The sequence below is a fragment of the Streptomyces montanisoli genome (assembly GCF_017813245.1).
Classification (GTDB): Bacteria; Actinomycetota; Actinomycetes; order Streptomycetales; family Streptomycetaceae; genus Streptomyces; species Streptomyces montanisoli.
In genome coordinates this window covers 1-15,506 of the sequence record NZ_JAGIQL010000015.1, presented here as the reverse complement: position 1 = coordinate 15,506, position 15,506 = coordinate 1, and the positions used below count along the sequence as shown (strand labels likewise).

General features: G+C 72.3%; 12 protein-coding genes. 7 read left to right on the top strand and 5 right to left on the bottom strand.

Features of this window, described 5'->3' with window-relative positions:
• Window positions 1-25: 25 nt before the first annotated feature.
• The 3 genes from JFN87_RS06115 to JFN87_RS06105 all read right to left on the bottom strand — a co-directional run bounded on the left by JFN87_RS06115 (window position 26) and on the right by JFN87_RS06105 (window position 3,225).
• Window positions 26-1,324: an MFS transporter gene (locus JFN87_RS06115; RefSeq protein ID WP_209338853.1), complete on the bottom strand. Its 1,299-nt coding sequence runs from the start codon at window positions 1,322-1,324 to the stop codon at window positions 26-28.
• 123 nt (window positions 1,325-1,447) lie between these two features.
• The gene (locus tag JFN87_RS06110) at window positions 1,448-2,140 is read right to left on the bottom strand and encodes a class I SAM-dependent methyltransferase (protein WP_209338852.1); all 693 of its coding nucleotides are present in this window, start codon (window positions 2,138-2,140) and stop codon (window positions 1,448-1,450) included.
• Window positions 2,141-2,208: 68 nt separating this feature from the next.
• Entirely contained in the window at window positions 2,209-3,225 is a 1,017-nt protein-coding gene (locus JFN87_RS06105; RefSeq protein ID WP_209338851.1) for a cupin domain-containing protein, read from the bottom strand.
• Between the two features lie 344 nt (window positions 3,226-3,569).
• On the opposite strand from JFN87_RS06105, the gene JFN87_RS06100 reads away from it, so the two are divergent.
• The gene (locus JFN87_RS06100; RefSeq protein WP_209338850.1) at window positions 3,570-4,850 is read left to right on the top strand and encodes an NAD(P)/FAD-dependent oxidoreductase; all 1,281 of its coding nucleotides are present in this window, start codon (window positions 3,570-3,572) and stop codon (window positions 4,848-4,850) included.
• A gap of 347 nt (window positions 4,851-5,197) precedes the next feature.
• Here JFN87_RS06100 and JFN87_RS06095 read toward each other — a convergent pair whose 3' ends face one another.
• Window positions 5,198-6,811, bottom strand: a complete 1,614-nt coding sequence (locus tag JFN87_RS06095) for an ethanolamine ammonia-lyase reactivating factor EutA (protein ID WP_209338849.1) — start codon at window positions 6,809-6,811, stop codon at window positions 5,198-5,200.
• 110 nt (window positions 6,812-6,921) lie between these two features.
• Complete coding sequence (locus JFN87_RS06090; RefSeq protein WP_209338848.1) at window positions 6,922-8,037, bottom strand: cupin domain-containing protein; 1,116 nt, start codon at window positions 8,035-8,037, stop codon at window positions 6,922-6,924.
• Between the two features lie 317 nt (window positions 8,038-8,354).
• Between JFN87_RS06090 and JFN87_RS06085 the strand changes: the two genes are divergently transcribed.
• From JFN87_RS06085 to JFN87_RS06060, 6 genes are all read left to right on the top strand, one after another.
• On the top strand, window positions 8,355-8,669 hold the full coding sequence (locus tag JFN87_RS06085) for a 2Fe-2S iron-sulfur cluster-binding protein (RefSeq protein WP_307865322.1): 315 nt from the start codon (window positions 8,355-8,357) through the stop codon (window positions 8,667-8,669).
• 72 nt (window positions 8,670-8,741) lie between these two features.
• Window positions 8,742-10,028 (top strand): aromatic ring-hydroxylating dioxygenase subunit alpha, encoded by a 1,287-nt coding sequence (locus JFN87_RS06080; protein ID WP_209338846.1) that lies wholly within the window; start codon window positions 8,742-8,744, stop codon window positions 10,026-10,028.
• A 2-nt stretch (window positions 10,029-10,030) separates the two neighbouring features.
• Window positions 10,031-10,567 (top strand): 3-methyl-2-oxobutanoate hydroxymethyltransferase, encoded by a 537-nt coding sequence (locus JFN87_RS06075; protein WP_245178833.1) that lies wholly within the window; start codon window positions 10,031-10,033, stop codon window positions 10,565-10,567.
• 59 nt (window positions 10,568-10,626) lie between these two features.
• Entirely contained in the window at window positions 10,627-11,463 is an 837-nt protein-coding gene (locus tag JFN87_RS06070) for a 3-methyl-2-oxobutanoate hydroxymethyltransferase (protein ID WP_209338845.1), read from the top strand.
• A gap of 12 nt (window positions 11,464-11,475) precedes the next feature.
• Entirely contained in the window at window positions 11,476-12,336 is an 861-nt protein-coding gene (locus JFN87_RS06065; protein ID WP_209338844.1) for an alpha/beta fold hydrolase, read from the top strand.
• A gap of 26 nt (window positions 12,337-12,362) precedes the next feature.
• Window positions 12,363-15,122, top strand: a complete 2,760-nt coding sequence (locus JFN87_RS06060; protein WP_372449192.1) for a SpoIIE family protein phosphatase — start codon at window positions 12,363-12,365, stop codon at window positions 15,120-15,122.
• Window positions 15,123-15,506 lie beyond the last annotated feature (384 nt).

Sequence of the window (15,506 nt, the reverse complement as noted above, 5' to 3'; positions counted from 1 at the left end):
GCCGCCACGTGCGCGGCGCGCGGTGTCAGTAGCCCTGCGGGCGCAGCACGAGGCAGCAGCCCAGCGAGATCATCACGGACACGAACAGCACGCCGAACCCGGCGGTGTACGAGCCCGTCGCGGTGAGCAGTGTGCCCATGAGCGCGGGCAGCGCGGCGCCGGCCAGGTTGGTCAGGGACGAGAAGACACTGCTCGAGTACTCGGTCTTGTGGGTCGGCATCAGGCTGTGCAGCAGCGTCCAGTTGGTCACCACGCACCACGCGTTGCCTGCCAGGCCGAGGAAGATGAAGAAGCTGTCCACGCCCGCGTTGCCGAACAGCGCGGTGCCCGCGATGCCGACGCCCTCGACGGCGAACCCCCAGGCGGCCCAGCCCGCGCGTTTGACCTTGCGGTCAGAGGCGCGTCCCACGAGCACCATCACCACGATGGACAGCACGTTGGCCACGGTCAGCACGATCCCGATGTTGCCGAGGGTGACGTGGCGCGCCTGCCGCAGGTAGAGCGGCACCCAGGTGACCAGGCCGTAGAACGGGGCGTTGGTTCCGATGTACATCAGCATCGTCAGCCAGTACCGGTAGTTGCGGAACGGCGACTCGGGGCCGCGCTTGGGCACCGTGGTCGTGTTCTCGAACCGGTCGGCCTCGATGTGCCTGACCTCCTCCTCGCTGACGCCGCCCGCGTCCTCGGGACGGTCCTGCAGGAGGACGAGCACGACGCAGAAGGCGAAGAGCGCGGCGACGATCGCCTGGGTGAGGAAGGTGACCCGCCACCCCGTGCCGGAGATCATCACGGTGGTCAGCGAGCTGCCTATCGCGGATCCCACGAAGATCCCGGAGAGCCAGGAGGCGTTGGCGCGCGCCCTCTCCTGCATCGGGAACCAGCGTGCGGTCAGGGTGTGTGCGACGGGGTAGAAGCATGCCTCGCCGACGGCGAGCAGGATGCGGGTGCCGTACAGCTCGTTCAGGCTGTCGACGAACGGCGGGAGGGCCAGGGCCAGGACCCAGATCGCGGTGCCGATGAGCATCGACCTGCGCGGGCCGAGCCGTTTGAGCACGAAGCCCCAGCCGAACAGCGCGATTCCGTAGGCGTAGAGGAAGAGGCTGGTCAGCCAGCCCACGGAGCCGGGGTGCTCGTCCAGTCCGAACTGGTGGCTGAAGGCGTGGTCGGTGACGATGACGCCGATGGAGGACTTGCTCAGCTGGGCGACGGAGAAGGCGATCAGCAGCGGGAGGCTGACGTGCAGCCATCTCTGGAGGTGCCGGCCGCGCAGGGCGGCCGGGCGTCGCGTCGCGGGTTCGGCCCTCAGGTCTGTCTCGGGTGTCACGTGCTTGCGTCCTTGCGTGTACGTGCGAGTGAGCACGCGCGTCGGTAGCGGCGGGGTGTCCCCACCGGGCGCGCGTGCTCACGAGATGTGCGCGGGGCTCGGAAGGCTCAGCCCCGGGGGAGTTCAGCCCTGTGGGCGACGGCCCAGGAAGAGGCAGGTGTAGAACGCCTTCCAGGCCACGTCCACGTCGGTCAGACCCGCCGCGCGGTATCCGTCGAGGTGGTCGCCCACGCTGGTGAGGGGGTAGTTGTGGTGGTGGGCGGGGGCCGGCTTCCGCGGTGACCAGTGTTTCCTGCGCACCGAGCGGTACCGCCGGTCCCAGATGTCCTCGGGGCCGATGTGGTCGAGGTTGGCCAGCCAGCCGCCTGGCGCGAGCAGCCCCGCCGCCTCCGCGTAGAAGGCGTGCAGTTCCGCACGGTCGAGGTGGTGGCTGGCCCGCGAGCTGAGGACGACGTCGGCGCCGTCCGGCACCCCGGCCGCGCGCAGCGCCCGCATGTCGCCGACGGTGAAGTAGACGCGGTCGCCGAAGCCGGCCAGGTCCTTCCTCGCCTGCTGGAGCATGGTGTCGGAGACGTCCATCCAGACGCCCCTGGCCTCGGGGAACGCGGTGAGCAGTACGGAGAGGAACTTCCCCGCGCCGCTCGCGATGTCCACGATCAGCTGGGGCTGCGGCGTCTCGTCCGCCACCAGCTGCGCGGCGATCGTGCGGGGCAGCTGGAGCAGGTCGTACTCGCCCTGCGGATCCCCGCCGAGCCACGCCGTGGCGAAGGCCGGATCGGACCACACCTGGGCGGCCGACGGTTCCTGTTGTCGCATCTCGTCTCCTCGCCGGCCCGGCGCGGGGCGCTCGTGCCCCGCGCCGTCCGGTGGGCTGGAGGGCCGGTTCAGGACCGGGCCCCTTCGGGACCGTCGTACTCGGGGGCGTTCTCGAGGAACACGGTGTTGTCGTACCCGAGCTCCTTGAACAGGCGGTTCTGCGCGGAGATCAGCCGCAGCGGGGTGCCGTCGGCCGCGAAGTGCTGGGCGACGGTGTTGTGCGGGACGTAGAGGGTGTCGCCCTCCTTGAAGTCGTGCCGGGTGGGCTCGTGCGCGATGCGCGCGTAGTACTTCTCCGCGATCTCCGCCTCGACCTCCCAGTGCAGGCTGTAGCCGGAGCCCTGGCGCACGTAGAGCACCTCGTCGGCCATCGTCCAGCGCTTGCCGGAGCGGCTGCCCGCGGGCACTTCGAGCACGAACGCGTCGACGCTGAACGTGCGGACGTCGTCGCCCGGCTGCGACATCACGCGGACCTTGCCGAGCGGTGTGGACTGCCACGGGGTGTCGGCGGCCTTGACGACCTTGCGCTTCTTCTCGACGTCCGGGGTCCACAGCTGCGACCAGTCGACGCGCTCGCCGAACTTGTCGGGGTTGTCGATCGGCCCGCTGCGGCCCTGCTGGATCAGTCCGAGGTACATCCACATCGACTTGGCCTTGAAGATGAGGCACTTCGCGGTCTCGTCGTACGGGTTGAAGTGGCGGTGCACCGAGTCGGTGTGGACGATGACGAGGTCGTCCTTCTCCCACTCGTAGCGCTGGTCGTCGTGGATCTCGTAGCCCGCGCCCTCCAGGATGTAGAAGGCGGCCTCGTTCTGGTGGCCGTGGCCGTGGTTGGAGGACTGGGGCGGGAGTTCGACGAAGTGGATCTGCAGGCTCTGGGTGAGGAACGGGTCGTCACCGGGGCCTATCCGCCACCAGGTGCGGGACTTCTCCGAGTCGCCCGAGTGCGCGACCTTCGCGTCGTCGACCACGACCGAGTCGTCGCGCACGCGGGGGGCGTCCAGCTGGCTGCGGCGGAACTCCTTGAGGCCGTAGGTCTCCGAGGTGATCCCCCTGAGGAAGACCCGCCCCTTCTTGTCGCTCATACACTTCTCCTCATGTGTCGGACGGGACGCGCCGGCGCCCGGGTCCGTACGGCGGTCTTGTCCCGGGCACCTGCCGGGGAGAACGGACTCAAACGCGCAGGCCACTGGCTCGGCTCTGTGGGGAAGTCGGGAGTCCGTCGGCCGGAGACCGCTGGCTCGGCCGGATTCGATTCGGGCATTCAGCCTGACTTCATTGGCCTAACCTTTATATCAACGGGCCGGAGAACGAGTCAACGATCCACCGATGCGGGCAGGAACTCACAGGAGCGGGCACGAGGCGCCGTTCCGCTCGATGGTTCAATGGTATTACATTAAGCACGAGCACTGACTGAGAGGGGTTACCGATGCCAGGCAAGGACGGCGAGGGCCGCGCGGGGCGCGAAGGCACGCTGATCGTCGGCGCGAGCCAGGCCGGCCTCCAACTGGCCGTCTCGCTGCGGCAGCTGGGCGACACCGGGCGGATCACACTCGTCGGCGAGGAGGCGCACGCGCCGTACCAGCGGCCGCCGCTGTCCAAGGAGTTCCTCGCCGGAGCAGCGGAGCTCGACTCGCTGGCCTTCCGCGCGCCGTCCTTCTACGAGGACAACGGCATCGACCTGGTGTGCGGGGAGCGGATCACGGCGGTGCGGCGGGGGCTCGCGACCACCGCGTCCGGGCGTCCGCTCCCCTACGGCCGGCTCGCCCTGACCACCGGCGCGTCGCCCCGGCGGCTGCGGGTGCCGGGCGCGGGCCTGGCCGGTGTGCACTACCTGCGCGACCACGAGGACGCCGTCGGCCTGCGCGGCGAACTCGCGTCCGCACGGCGGGTCGTCGTGGTGGGCGGCGGGTTCATCGGCCTGGAGGCGGCGTCCGTCGCGCGTGCGGCCGGCTTGTCGGTCACGGTGGTGGAGGCGGCGGACCGGCTGCTCGGCCGGGCCGTCACACCGCTGGTCTCCGAGTTCTACGCGCGGGCACACCGCCGCCGGGGCGTGGAGGTGCTGCTGTCGACGGGAGTGACGGGGTTCGAACCCGCGGACGGCGGCGGCCGGGTCGGCGCGGTCGCGCTCGCGGACGGCTCGTCGCTCGCCGCCGACCTGGTGCTCGTGGGGGTGGGCGCGGTGCCGCGCACCGAACTCGCCGAGCAGCTGGGTCTCGCCTGCGAGGGCGGCATCGTCGTGGACGCGTACGCGCGCACCAGCGACCCGGCCGTCGTCGCTGCGGGCGACTGCACCGTGCAGCCGCACCCGCTGACGGGCGAGGGCCTGGTGCGGATCGAGTCGGTGCAGAACGCGGTGGCGCAGGCGCAGACGGCGGCGGCGACGCTGCTCGGCCGGCCGGCGCCGGCCGGGGCGGTCCCCTGGTTCTGGTCGTTCCAGGGCGACTTGCGGCTCCAGATCGCCGGTCTCTCGGCGGGGCACGACACGTACGTGGTACGCGGCGACGTCGACGACGAGCACTTCTCGGTTCTGTACTACCGCGACGGGCGGCTGCTCGCCGTGGACGCGGTGAACCGCCCCGCCGACTACATGGCGGTGCGCAAGGCGCTGGCGCAGGGCGCGACCGTCCCGGCGGGCGCGGCGGCGGACGGCTCGGTGCCGCTGAAGTCACTGATCACCCGCACCGAGAACGCGGCCCCCGCGGCGTGACGCCTCCGGCGCGGGTCGCGTGACGACGCGCGGGTGGCATCCCGCGCGTGTGCGTCGTCCCGCCCCGGGCCGCATCCCCGGCCCCCGGGCCGCCCGAAGTGATACCCGCTGCCGCGTGGCGTCCCGCCGCGGACTGCGGCGGCGGTAGCGGGCTACCGGCCCGCTCGGGGCGCGGCGGGCGCAGCGTGAGCGCACGTCCCGCGTTGGGACGGCCGGGCTTCGGGCGGCGGGCCTGCCGCCGGACCGAAGTGCGGGCGCGAACTCGGCGGCGGGCGGATCGGGCGCGGTTCGGCAACGGCCGGTTCAGGCAAGCCCGTTGTCTGGGCCCCGTCCCCGCGGCGGGGGCGTCAGGCGGTGGCGGGTGGGGTCTCGTGGAAGATCAGGGACTTGATCGTGACCGGGACCGTGCGTGAGGGGAAGCGGAGCCGGCCGATGTCGATGTAGTCGAAGTCCCGCAGGCTCACCCCGTCGATCACCAGCATCTCGTTCTCGACGTCCAGTTCGTCCCTGAGCAGCCGGCCGAGTGTCATCGCCACGTCGCCGTCGAGCAGCACGTACACCGGCCGGCCCGCGGCCGTGCGCGGTGCCAGGCCGTCGCGGATGCCCTCCGCGAACGCCGCCACCCGCGCGTAGTCGGGCGGGCCCTGCCAGGACATGGCGAGGGCGACGTCGGCGCCGGCCTCCACGTCCAGGGCCGTCAGGTGGCGGCGGACCGCGTCGGCGACCGCGTCCGCGTTCACGGTGCCGCCCAGCTCGTACACCGGCTTGACGACCTGGAGGTTGCGCCGGGGCAGCAGGGCGTCGGGCGCGGTGATGAAGCCCGTGTTGCCGCTGAGCTGCACGCTGTACTCGCTCGCGCCGAGCGCGGTCGCCCGGATGCACTCCCCCGCCGGCAGCAGCGGGTACGGCAGCGCACCCGCGTCGAGGCGGCGGCGCAGCGCGTGGCCGAGCGGCATGCCCAGGTCGCCGAAGCGGCGTTGCTCGCGGTCGTACACGTACTCGGCGACGCCTCCGGAGACCATCACGCCGTCCACGTCGCCGAGGGGGCCGAGGGGCTCCGTCAGGTACAGCGCGGCCAGGTCGGCGGGGAGCGGGTCAGCGGTGATGGCCGCGACCAACGCGTCGGCCATCACCTCGGCGACCTTCTCGGCCTCGGCCACGCCGGCCGGGTCGCCGAGGCTCCAGGCGTACCCGGCGCGTTCGGCGTGCGTGCGGCCCGCCGGGTCGAGCCGTACGATGCGGCCCGCCTCGTCGGTGACCTGGAGGCGGCCGCCGATGTGCACGGCCGCGGTGCGCAGCACGCGGCCGCCCTCGACGAGCGCGAGCTTCGTGGTGCCGCCACCGATGTCGATGTTGAGTATCCGCAGGCCGCGGTCGTAGGACGCCTTGGCGGCGCCGGAGCCGTACGCGGCGAGCATGGCCTCCATGTTGTGGCCCGCGGTCGCGGTGACCAGCTCGCCGCCGCGTTCGGCGAGCACCCCGGCGATGGCCTCGGCGTTGCTGCGCCGCAGCGCCTCTCCGGTGAGGATGACCACCCCGGTGTCCACGGCTTCCGGGCGCACGCGCGCGGTGTTGTAGGCGCGGTCGATGATCGAGCCGAGCGCCGCGGCGTCGATGTGCTCGGCGCTCGCATAGGGCGTGAGCTCGACCGGCGAGCGGTACACGGTCTCCCGGCGCACGACGATGTACCGGCTGGTCAGCTCCTCGCTGATGCGGCGCAGCCTGAGGCGCGAGAAGACGACCTGTGTGCCGGACGATCCGATGTCCATGCCGACGCTGTGCAGTGTGACGTTGTCCTGCTGCCAGATCGGGTTGTCCTCCAGGGGGCCGAGCGGCTCGTCGTCGTGGACGTGGTCGTCGCCGGGCGCGTGCGCGGCGGAGTAGACCGTCCGCTCCTCGCCGTCGTGGCCGTCATGGCCGTGGCCGTCGTGGTGGTCGTGGCCGTCGTGGTGGTCGTGCACGTACGTACTCCTCACACGCCGTGCGGCCCGCCGGAGTCGCCGGACGGGCCGCACGGAACAGGGTCGGGCGCTGGGACCGGGCGCGTGCGCTCAGGACCCTGCGCGCGCGGTCACGGCCTGGGCGGCAGGTTCGGGATCTCCGACTCGTAGACCTCGTCCATCTGCGGCTTCATGCCGATCTTGGCGAGTTCCTCGCGGAACATGTCCCGCACGACGGGCGACTCGTCCGCGTAGTCGATCTGGTCGCCGCCGATGCGCATGCTGATCCACGCCTTGGGCACGCCCTGCGCGTTGCGCACGGAGACCACCTCGTGCTTGAACGCGAGGTAGCGGCCGGGCTCCTCGCCCGTGTTGAAGTGCTGGTGGAACCACATGTTGGGCGGCACGATCAGGGTGCCGGGGCCCCACTCGTAGCGCTTGGGCTCCTCGCCCTCGGGCCACATCAAGCTGTAGCCGGTGCCGGAGAGCATGATCACGTGCGCGCCGGGGCCGTGCCGGTGGCCCTTCTTGTAGGTGCCGACGGGAAACTGCGAGATGTGGCTGTTCATCGAACCGCGCGCCATGTTGAAGCGGATGTGGCCGCCGCCCGCGCCGCGCTCCTTCGCCTCGATCAGCGGCAGGTTGGCGGCATCGGCGACGAAGTTGGTGTCGAGGAGCAGGCCCTTCTGCTCGCCCTTGGGCGAGAAGTAGTCGGGCTCGCCGTTGAAGCGGCTCGGGAAGTCCTTCTCGGTGCCGAAGACGAAGTCCGCGTCGTCGTAGAGGTTGATGATGGGCGGCATGTTCGTCGAGGAGACGAACCGGGCCGCCTTGCGTCCTGAGCCGTTGAAGTGCTGGTGGTGTGCGTTGAGCGGGATCGCGAAGAGCGATCCCGGCCCCCACTCGAAGGTGACCTCGGCGCCCTGGTCGTTCCAGACCTTGGTGGAGCCCTGGCCGTCGAGGACGAGGATCATCTCCTCGAACAGCTGCCGCTGGGGGGCGAGCTTGCCGCCGGCGGGGATCTCGCACACGTAGCAGTCGTTGGACGTGCGCGTGGCCTCGTGGTTGATGAAGACGCCGCGGCCGCCCCTGCGCTCCCAGTCCTTGAGCTCCACGGTGCGCAGGTCGGGCACGTAGTGCGCGGCGATGATGTCGAGGCCCTCGTCCGCGACCCAGCGTGTGTAGGGGGAGTCCTTCTCGGTGGCGAACTTCGCCGCCAGGGTGTCGTTGACGATCGCGTCCTTGGCCATGCGGGGCCCTCCCTGTCGTCGTACCGGGCCCCGCGGGAGGGGGCCGGCGGCGCCGCGGGACGGTCCCTCACGGACCTCTCCTGCGCACCTCGCCGGAACTTCTTCTCCGGTGGGGGTGCCACGGCGGCGCATTGGTAGGACCCTAAGGCCAGGGTTTTCGGCCTGTCAACGGCGCCCGCACGGCCACCGACGGGCGCTTGTGGAGTCGCGCGACCTTCTGGTCTAATGGACATACCAACGGCCCCGCACGGCGAGGCCGCGCGTCCCGCCACGCAGGGGGACGACCGAGCGAGAGGACACGAGGGATCTTGTCCAAGGTGACCTATACCGACAGCTCAGGCCGTGTGTACACGGTCGACGCGACGGTCGGTGAATCCGTCATGGCAGCGGCGGTCAAGAACGGGGTCCCCGGGATCGTCGCGGAGTGCGGTGGCAACTGCTCCTGCGCGACCTGCCACGTGTACGTGGGCGAGGAGTTCGCCCACCTCGTGGGAGGCCCGGGGGACATGGAGGACGACCTCCTCGACATGGCGGTCTCCGAGCGGCGCGACACGAGCCGCCTGTCCTGCCAGATCCGCGTCACGCAGGAGCTGGACGGGCTGGCCGTCGAGATCCCTCCGGATCAGCCCTGACGGCTGTGCCGCGCGCCAATGCAGGGTTGCCGCCACACCGGTGGCGGGCCATCACGTGAAAGGGAAACGGCCGTGCTCAGAAAAGACATCAACGAGCTCCTCACGCAGACCGGCCCGGGGACCGCGATGGGCGAGATGTTCCGGCAGTACTGGATGCCGGCGATGCTCGCCGAGGAACTGCCCGAGGACGACTGCCCGCCGGTGCGCGTGAAGCTCCTGTCCGAGCGCATGGTCGCCTTCCGTGACAGCGAGGGACGGTACGGGCTCGTCGACGAGTTCTGCGCGCACCGCGGCGCCTCGCTCTGGTTCGGCCGCAACGAGGGCTCCGGGCTGCGCTGCCCGTACCACGGCTGGAAGTACGACGTGACGGGGCAGTGCGTCGAGGTCCCGTCGGAGGCGGACAACAGCAGCTTCTGCCAGAACGTGAAGCTCACCTCGTACCCGCTGGTCAGGATCGGCGACGTGCTGTGGACGTACATGGGCGACCCGGCGAAGACGCCGCCGCTGCCCGAGTACGAGTTCGCGCAGGTCCCTGCGGAGCAGACGTACACCTCCAAGCGCTGGCAGCAGTGCAACTGGCTCCAGGCCTTCGAGGGCGGCATCGACTCCAGCCACGTGACGTTCCTGCACTCGGGCGGACTGAAGAGCGACCCGCTGTTCAAGGGCGCCAAGGGCAACGAGTACAACATGAAGGACACGAAGCCGTTCTTCGAGGTCGCGGACACCGAGGGCGGGCTGTTCGTGGGCGCGCGGCGCAACGCCGAGGACGGCACGTACTACTGGCGCATCACACCATGGGTCATGCCCAACTTCACGATGGTGCCGCCGCGCGGCGACCATCCGGTGCACGGCCACTTCTGGGTGCCGATCGACGACGAGAACTGCTGGGCCTACTCGTTCGACTACCACCCGGTGCGCGCGCTGACCGCGACGGAACGCCAGGCGATGGTCGACGGGCACGGCGTGCACAGCAAGAACATCCCCGGCACCTACCGGCCCGCGGCCAACATGGACAACGACTACCTCATCGACCGCGAGGCACAGAAGCGCGGCGAGACGTACTCGGGCGTCGCGGGCATCGCCATGCAGGACGCGTCGCTCCAGGAGTCGATGGGGCCGGTCGTCGACCGCACCAAGGAGCGCCTGGTGCCGGCGGACAGCGGCATCATCAAGGCCCGCCAGAAGCTGCGGAAGGCGGCGCTCGCGCTGCGCGACGAGGGGGTGACGCCCCCCGGCGTCGACCCCGAGCACCACAGGGTGCGCTCCGCGGCGATCGTGCTGCCGCAGGCGGAGTCGTTCCTCGACGCGTGCCGCGACGCGGTGACGGTCCAGCCCGGCGTGCGTCAGACGACGGTGTGACGGTGGCCAGGACGAGTCAGGCGCCCACGCCCCCGGCACAGCAGCGGCAGCAGGAGGCGCACCAGCAGCTCAGCCAGTGCGCGCGGGCGACGTCGGCGTACGAGTCGCGCTTCCGCATCGACCGGCCGATCGTGCCGGCGCGTGCGGCGCGCGTCGTCGCGCTGGACGAGCGCGCCGTCGCCGTAGCACGACGGGTCGCGGGGCGGCAGTGGGCGCACGCCAGGTTCTACGCGTGCGAGGGCGGCGACCCGCTCGACCCGGTGCTGCGCAGGCTCGACGGCGTGCCCGCGCCGCTGCGGCAGGTGCTGACCGGCACCGACGTGGTGGTCGTGCTGGCGACGGAGGACTCGGGCGAGGCGTACGCGGCGGCGATCGGCAGGACCTGCTGGGAGCGCGGCATCACGACGGCGGGCCTGGTGCTCGGCATCGACTACGAGGCGCAGGACGCGGTCGCGGCGCTGCGTCCGTACGCGCGGGTGCTGCTGCCGTCGGCGGACGAGAGCGACGTCCTCGAACTGCTCACCGCGCTGCGGGTGTGAGCGGCGCGGACGACGCACGAGGGCACGGACGGCACACGAGGAGAGGCGGTGCGGCCACCATGGCCGAGAAGGTCACCACGGGCACGCTGCAGCGGATGAAGGACGACGGCCGCAAGATCGTCGGCGTCGTCGCCTGGGACTACCAGATCGCGCGGATCGTGGACCGCGCGGGCGTGGAGATCGTGTCGGTCGGCGACACGGTCGGGGTGAACCTGTGGGGGCAGGCCAACCCCTTCGAGATCACGATGGACCAGATGGTGACGGTCGCGCAGGCGGTGCGCCGCGGTGTGCGCCGGGCCCTGGTGAGCGTCGACTTCCCGTTCGGGCCGCTGCAGGAGGGCACGGACAGCGCGGTGCGCGCGGCCATCCGCTTCGTGAAGGAGGCGGGCGCCGACATGGTGAAGGTCGACGCGGCGTCCGACTTCCCCGAGGCGGTCACCGCGATCACCCGGGCCGGCATCCCGGTGTTCGCGCAGTTCGGCATCACACCGCAGACCGCGCTGCGCTACGGCGTCGAGTACAAGTCGGTCCCGTCGGCCGCCGACGCGGTGCCTGACGAGATGACGGACGCCATGGTGGCGGAGGCGAAGCGCCTTCAGGACGCGGGCGCGGTGCTGCTGAACTTCACCAACTCGGGCCCGGTGGCCGGCGCCGCCGTCGCCGGCGCGGTGTCCGTCCCCGTGGTCGGCGGCTTCGGCGGCGGCCCGTGGCTGGACGGGCGGATGCGGATGGCGCACGCGGCCATCGGGTACGCGGCGTCGGCCGTGGACGACCCGCCGGACACCTACGCGAACGTCGCGCGGACCACGCTGGACGCGATCAGCGCCTACGCGGCCGATGTGCGGGCGGCACGGCAGGTGGCGGGCGGCATCCCCGTGCCGCCTCCGGGAAACTGAGAGGAGCGGGCCATGCCCGTCACGGAGATCGACGGCCTGCGCACCAGGTACGAGGTGAGCGGACAGGGCCCGGCCCTGCTGATGTTCTCGCCGGGCGGCTTCGACTCGACGCTGGAGAGCTGGCGCACGGTCGGCGTCTACCGGCGGCTGAACCTGCTGGAACACCTGTCGCGCTCCTACACCTGCGTCACGTTCGACCGCAGGGAGTCGGGCGGCTCGGGCGGCCGGGTGGAGCGCGTGTCGTGGGCCCACTACGTGGCGCAGGGAGCCGGCCTCCTGGACCACCTGGGCATCGAGCGCGCACACCTGATGGGCGGCTGCGTGGGGTGCTCGACGGTGGCCTCTTTCGCGGTCGCGCACCCCGGCCGGGTGCTCAGCATGGTGCTGTACTCCCCCGCGGGCGGTGTGAAGTACCGGATGCGGCAGCACGCGCGCTTCGTCGAGCACCTGGCGTACGCGCGCGGCGAGGGCCTGAAGGCGGTCGTGGAGCGCGCGCGCGGTTCGGACGCGGGGTTCACGGCCGACCCGCGGGTGGGCCCCTGGGTGTCGGTGCTGCGGACGGACGACGCGTTCGCGCGGCGTTACGCGGCGATGGACGGGGAACGGTACGCGACGACGGTGACGGGGCTCGCGCGCCACCTGTTCGACCGGGACACCGTGCCGGGCCCCGAGCCCGAGGACCTGCTCGCGCTGGACGCCCCCACGCTGATCGTGCCTGGCCAGGACACCTCGCACGCGCCGTCGGCCGCCCGGTACCTCCAGGAGTGCGTGCCGGGCGCGGAGTACTGGGACGTGCCGGTCGCGGAGCAGACGGAGAAGAGCGCGCCCGCGCGGGTGCTGCGGTTCCTGCGGGAGGCCGGGAGCGGCGCATAGGCGACCCACGTGGGTAAAAATGACATATGGCACGACATGGGCACATGGCGCGCTCCTCGCCGCACGACCGGGCCGAGGGCGCGCGTCGGCGCGGCCGGGCGGTGGCCAGGCCGCTGCTGAGCCCGCGCAGTGTCGTGGGCCAGATGTTCTTCCTCCAGGTCGTCGTGGTGATCCTCGTCGCGCTCGCGTCCGGCACGCTGCTGGTGCTCACGCTCCAGCACGAGGAGGCACAGGACGCGGCGCACCGCTCCCTCTCCGTCGCCGAGGGGTTCGCCGACTCCCCCGGCGTCGCCGCGGCGATCACGTCCCCTGACGCGCCGCTCGAACTGCAGCCCCAGGCGACCGCGGCGATGCAGGGGGCCGACGTCGACTTCCTGACCGTGGTGGACCAGCGCGGGGTCCGGCTCACGTCGTCCACCCCCAGCCTGATCGGGCAGCCGAGCGACCAGGACATGGCGCCGCTGCTCGCGGGGCAGACGGTTCAGTCCAAGACCACCGGCACGCTCGGCCCCCAGTACCGCGCCTACGTCCCCGTCGAGGCGTCGAACGGCTCGGTGGTGGGCGCGGTGGGCGCCGGTGTCAGGACGAGCAGTGTCAGCGACACGGTCAACCGCCAGATGCCCGTCGTGCTGGGTCTCGCGGCCGCCGCCATCGCCGTCATCACCGCGGGCGCGGCCCTGATCAGCAGGCGGCTGCTGCGCCAGACCCACGGCCTCGGCCCGGCCGAGATCACCCGGATGTACGAGCACCACGACGCCGTCCTGCACGCGGCCCGCGAGGGCGTGGTGATCGTGGACGGCGACGGCTCCCTGCTGCTCGCCAACGACGAGGCGCAGCGCCTGCTCGACCTGCCGGAGGACGCGCAGGGCAGGCCGGTGCGCTGCCTCGGCCTGCCACCGCCCATCGCGCAGCTGCTCGCGGACAACAGGGCGGCGAGCGACGAGGTGCACCTGGTGGGCGGCCGGGTGCTCGCCATCAACCAGCGGCGTACCGGCGCGGACGGCGGGCCGCCGGGCAGCGTGGCGACGCTGCGCGACTCGACGGAGCTTCAGGCACTCGCGGGGCGGGCCGAGGCGGCGAGCGGGCGGCTCAAGCTGCTGTACGACGCGAGCATCGGCATCGGCACCACGCTGGACGTGCGGCGCACGGCGGAGGAGCTGGGCGAGGTGGCCGTCCCCGAGTTCGCCGACTTCACCACCGTCGACCTCGTCGACACGGTACTGAGCGGCGAGGAGCCCGAGGAGGGCGCTCAGCGGTGGTTCCGCCGCGTCTCGGCCGCCGGCGTCACCGCCGGCCATCCGCTCATCCCCACCGGGTCCAGGCACAGGCCGTTGGCCGCCGGGCCGCAGCTGCGTGGCATCACCTCCGGGCGCGCCGTGCTCGAACCCGACCTCAGGCGCAGCAACGAGTGGTGGGCGGAGGGCCAGGAGCAGGCGGACCGCGTGGTGGACCACGGAATCACGTCGCTGATCTCCGCCCCCTTGTACGCGCGGGACACGGTGCTCGGTGTGGCGACGTTCTGGCGGTACGAGGAGTCCGGCGCCTTCGAGGCGGACGACCTGGCGCTGGCGGAGGAGCTCGCGGCGCGGGCCGCCGTGTGCATCGACAACGCCCGCAGGTTCACCAAGGAGCACGGCATGGCCGTGGCGCTCCAGCGCAGCCTGCTGCCGAACCGCCTGCCGGACCAGGGCGGCCTTGAGGTGGCGTACCGCTACCTGCCGGCGCAGAAGAACGTGGGCGGTGACTGGTTCGACGTCATCCCGCTGCCGGGCGCGCGGGTCGCGCTCGTGGTGGGCGACGTGGTCGGGCAGGGGCTGCACGCGGCCGTCACCATGGGCCGGCTGCGCACGGCGGTGCACGTGTTCGCGGCGCTCGACCTTCCGCCGGACGAGCTGCTGGCGCACATGGACGAGCTCGCCGACCGCATGGACCAGGAGGGCGGGCCGCCCGACTCCGACGAGGGGATCGTCGGCGCGACGTGCCTGTACGCGGTGTACGACCCCGTCGGGCGGCGCTTCACCATGGCGCGTGCCGGGCACCTGCCGCCGGCCCTGATCGGCCCGGACGGCGCGGTGCGCTTCCTCGACCTGCCCGCGGGGCCGCCGCTCGGCGTGGGCGGCCAGCCGTTCGAGGCGGCGGAGGTGGTGGTGGAGGAGGGCAGCCAGCTGGTGCTGTACACCGACGGCCTGGTGGAGGAGCGCGGACGCGACATCGACGAGGGCCTGACGCGCCTGGCGCGGACGCTGGCCGTCGCCCGCGGCGGCCCGGAGGAGGTGTGCCGCACGGTGCTCGACGCGCTGCTCCCCGGCCGTTCGGCGGACGACACCGCGCTGCTCGTGGCGCGCACGCGCGCGGTGCCGCCCGGGCGGGTGGCGCGCTGGGAGGTGCCGAGCGACCCGGCGGCGGTCGCGCGGGTGCGCGCGGCCGTGGCGGCGAGGCTCGAGGAGTGGGGGCTGCGGGAGACGGGCTTCACGACGGAGCTGATCCTCAGCGAGCTCGTCACCAACGCCATCCGGTACGCGGACGGGCCGATCACAGTGCGGCTGCTGCTGGACCGCCGCCTGATCAGCGAGGTGTCGGACGCCAGCAGCACGGCCCCGCACCTCGGCCACGCGGCCGCGACCGACGAGGGCGGCAGGGGCATGTTCCTGGTGGCGCAGCTCGCCGAACGCTGGGGCACCAGGTACACGCGCGACGGCAAGATCATCTGGGCGGAACAGCCACTACCACCCGGCTACCACCCACCGCAGCCGGCCCAGCCCCACCCGGCAACACACCCGACCTGACCGGCCCGGCCGGTCCGCCCACCGCGCCACGGGGCGCCGCCGTGCCGCCCGAGCCGTCGCCCCGGCCACCCCGCCCCTGCGATCCGGCGCGACTGCCGGCCGGTCCCCGCTCGGCCGGACGGGGGCCACCCATCGCCTGTGGCGCCCCATTCGGCTTGCACCGGGCAACAGCACCGCCTGCGGCCCCAGGCAGCCGCCCGGAGCCACAATGGTCGCGGGGATCTGCGGGCGCAGCCCCCCAACCGCTACGCGACGCCCCGCCGACCGGCCGGTCAGAGCCGCCGACGGGCGGGGCCTGCGGTCCACCCGGCTGACGCCACGATCCGGCGCGGCGGCCCGCCGCGGACCGGCGCTCAGCCGCAGGCGCGGATCGGGGCACGCGCG

Excerpts from the sequence above, each read along its gene's own strand:
- JFN87_RS06090 (WP_209338848.1), bottom strand. The coding sequence starts at position 8,037 with ATGGCCAAGGACGCGATCGTCAACGACACCCTGGCGGCGAAGTTCGCC.
- JFN87_RS06100 (WP_209338850.1), top strand. The coding sequence starts at position 3,570 with ATGCCAGGCAAGGACGGCGAGGGCCGCGCGGGGCGCGAAGGCACGCTG.
- JFN87_RS06105 (WP_209338851.1), bottom strand. The coding sequence starts at position 3,225 with ATGAGCGACAAGAAGGGGCGGGTCTTCCTCAGGGGGATCACCTCGGAG.
- JFN87_RS06110 (WP_209338852.1), bottom strand. The coding sequence starts at position 2,140 with ATGCGACAACAGGAACCGTCGGCCGCCCAGGTGTGGTCCGATCCGGCC.
- JFN87_RS06070 (WP_209338845.1), top strand. The coding sequence starts at position 10,627 with ATGGCCGAGAAGGTCACCACGGGCACGCTGCAGCGGATGAAGGACGAC.
- JFN87_RS06065 (WP_209338844.1), top strand. The coding sequence starts at position 11,476 with ATGCCCGTCACGGAGATCGACGGCCTGCGCACCAGGTACGAGGTGAGC.
- JFN87_RS06060 (WP_372449192.1), top strand. The coding sequence starts at position 12,363 with ATGGCACGACATGGGCACATGGCGCGCTCCTCGCCGCACGACCGGGCC.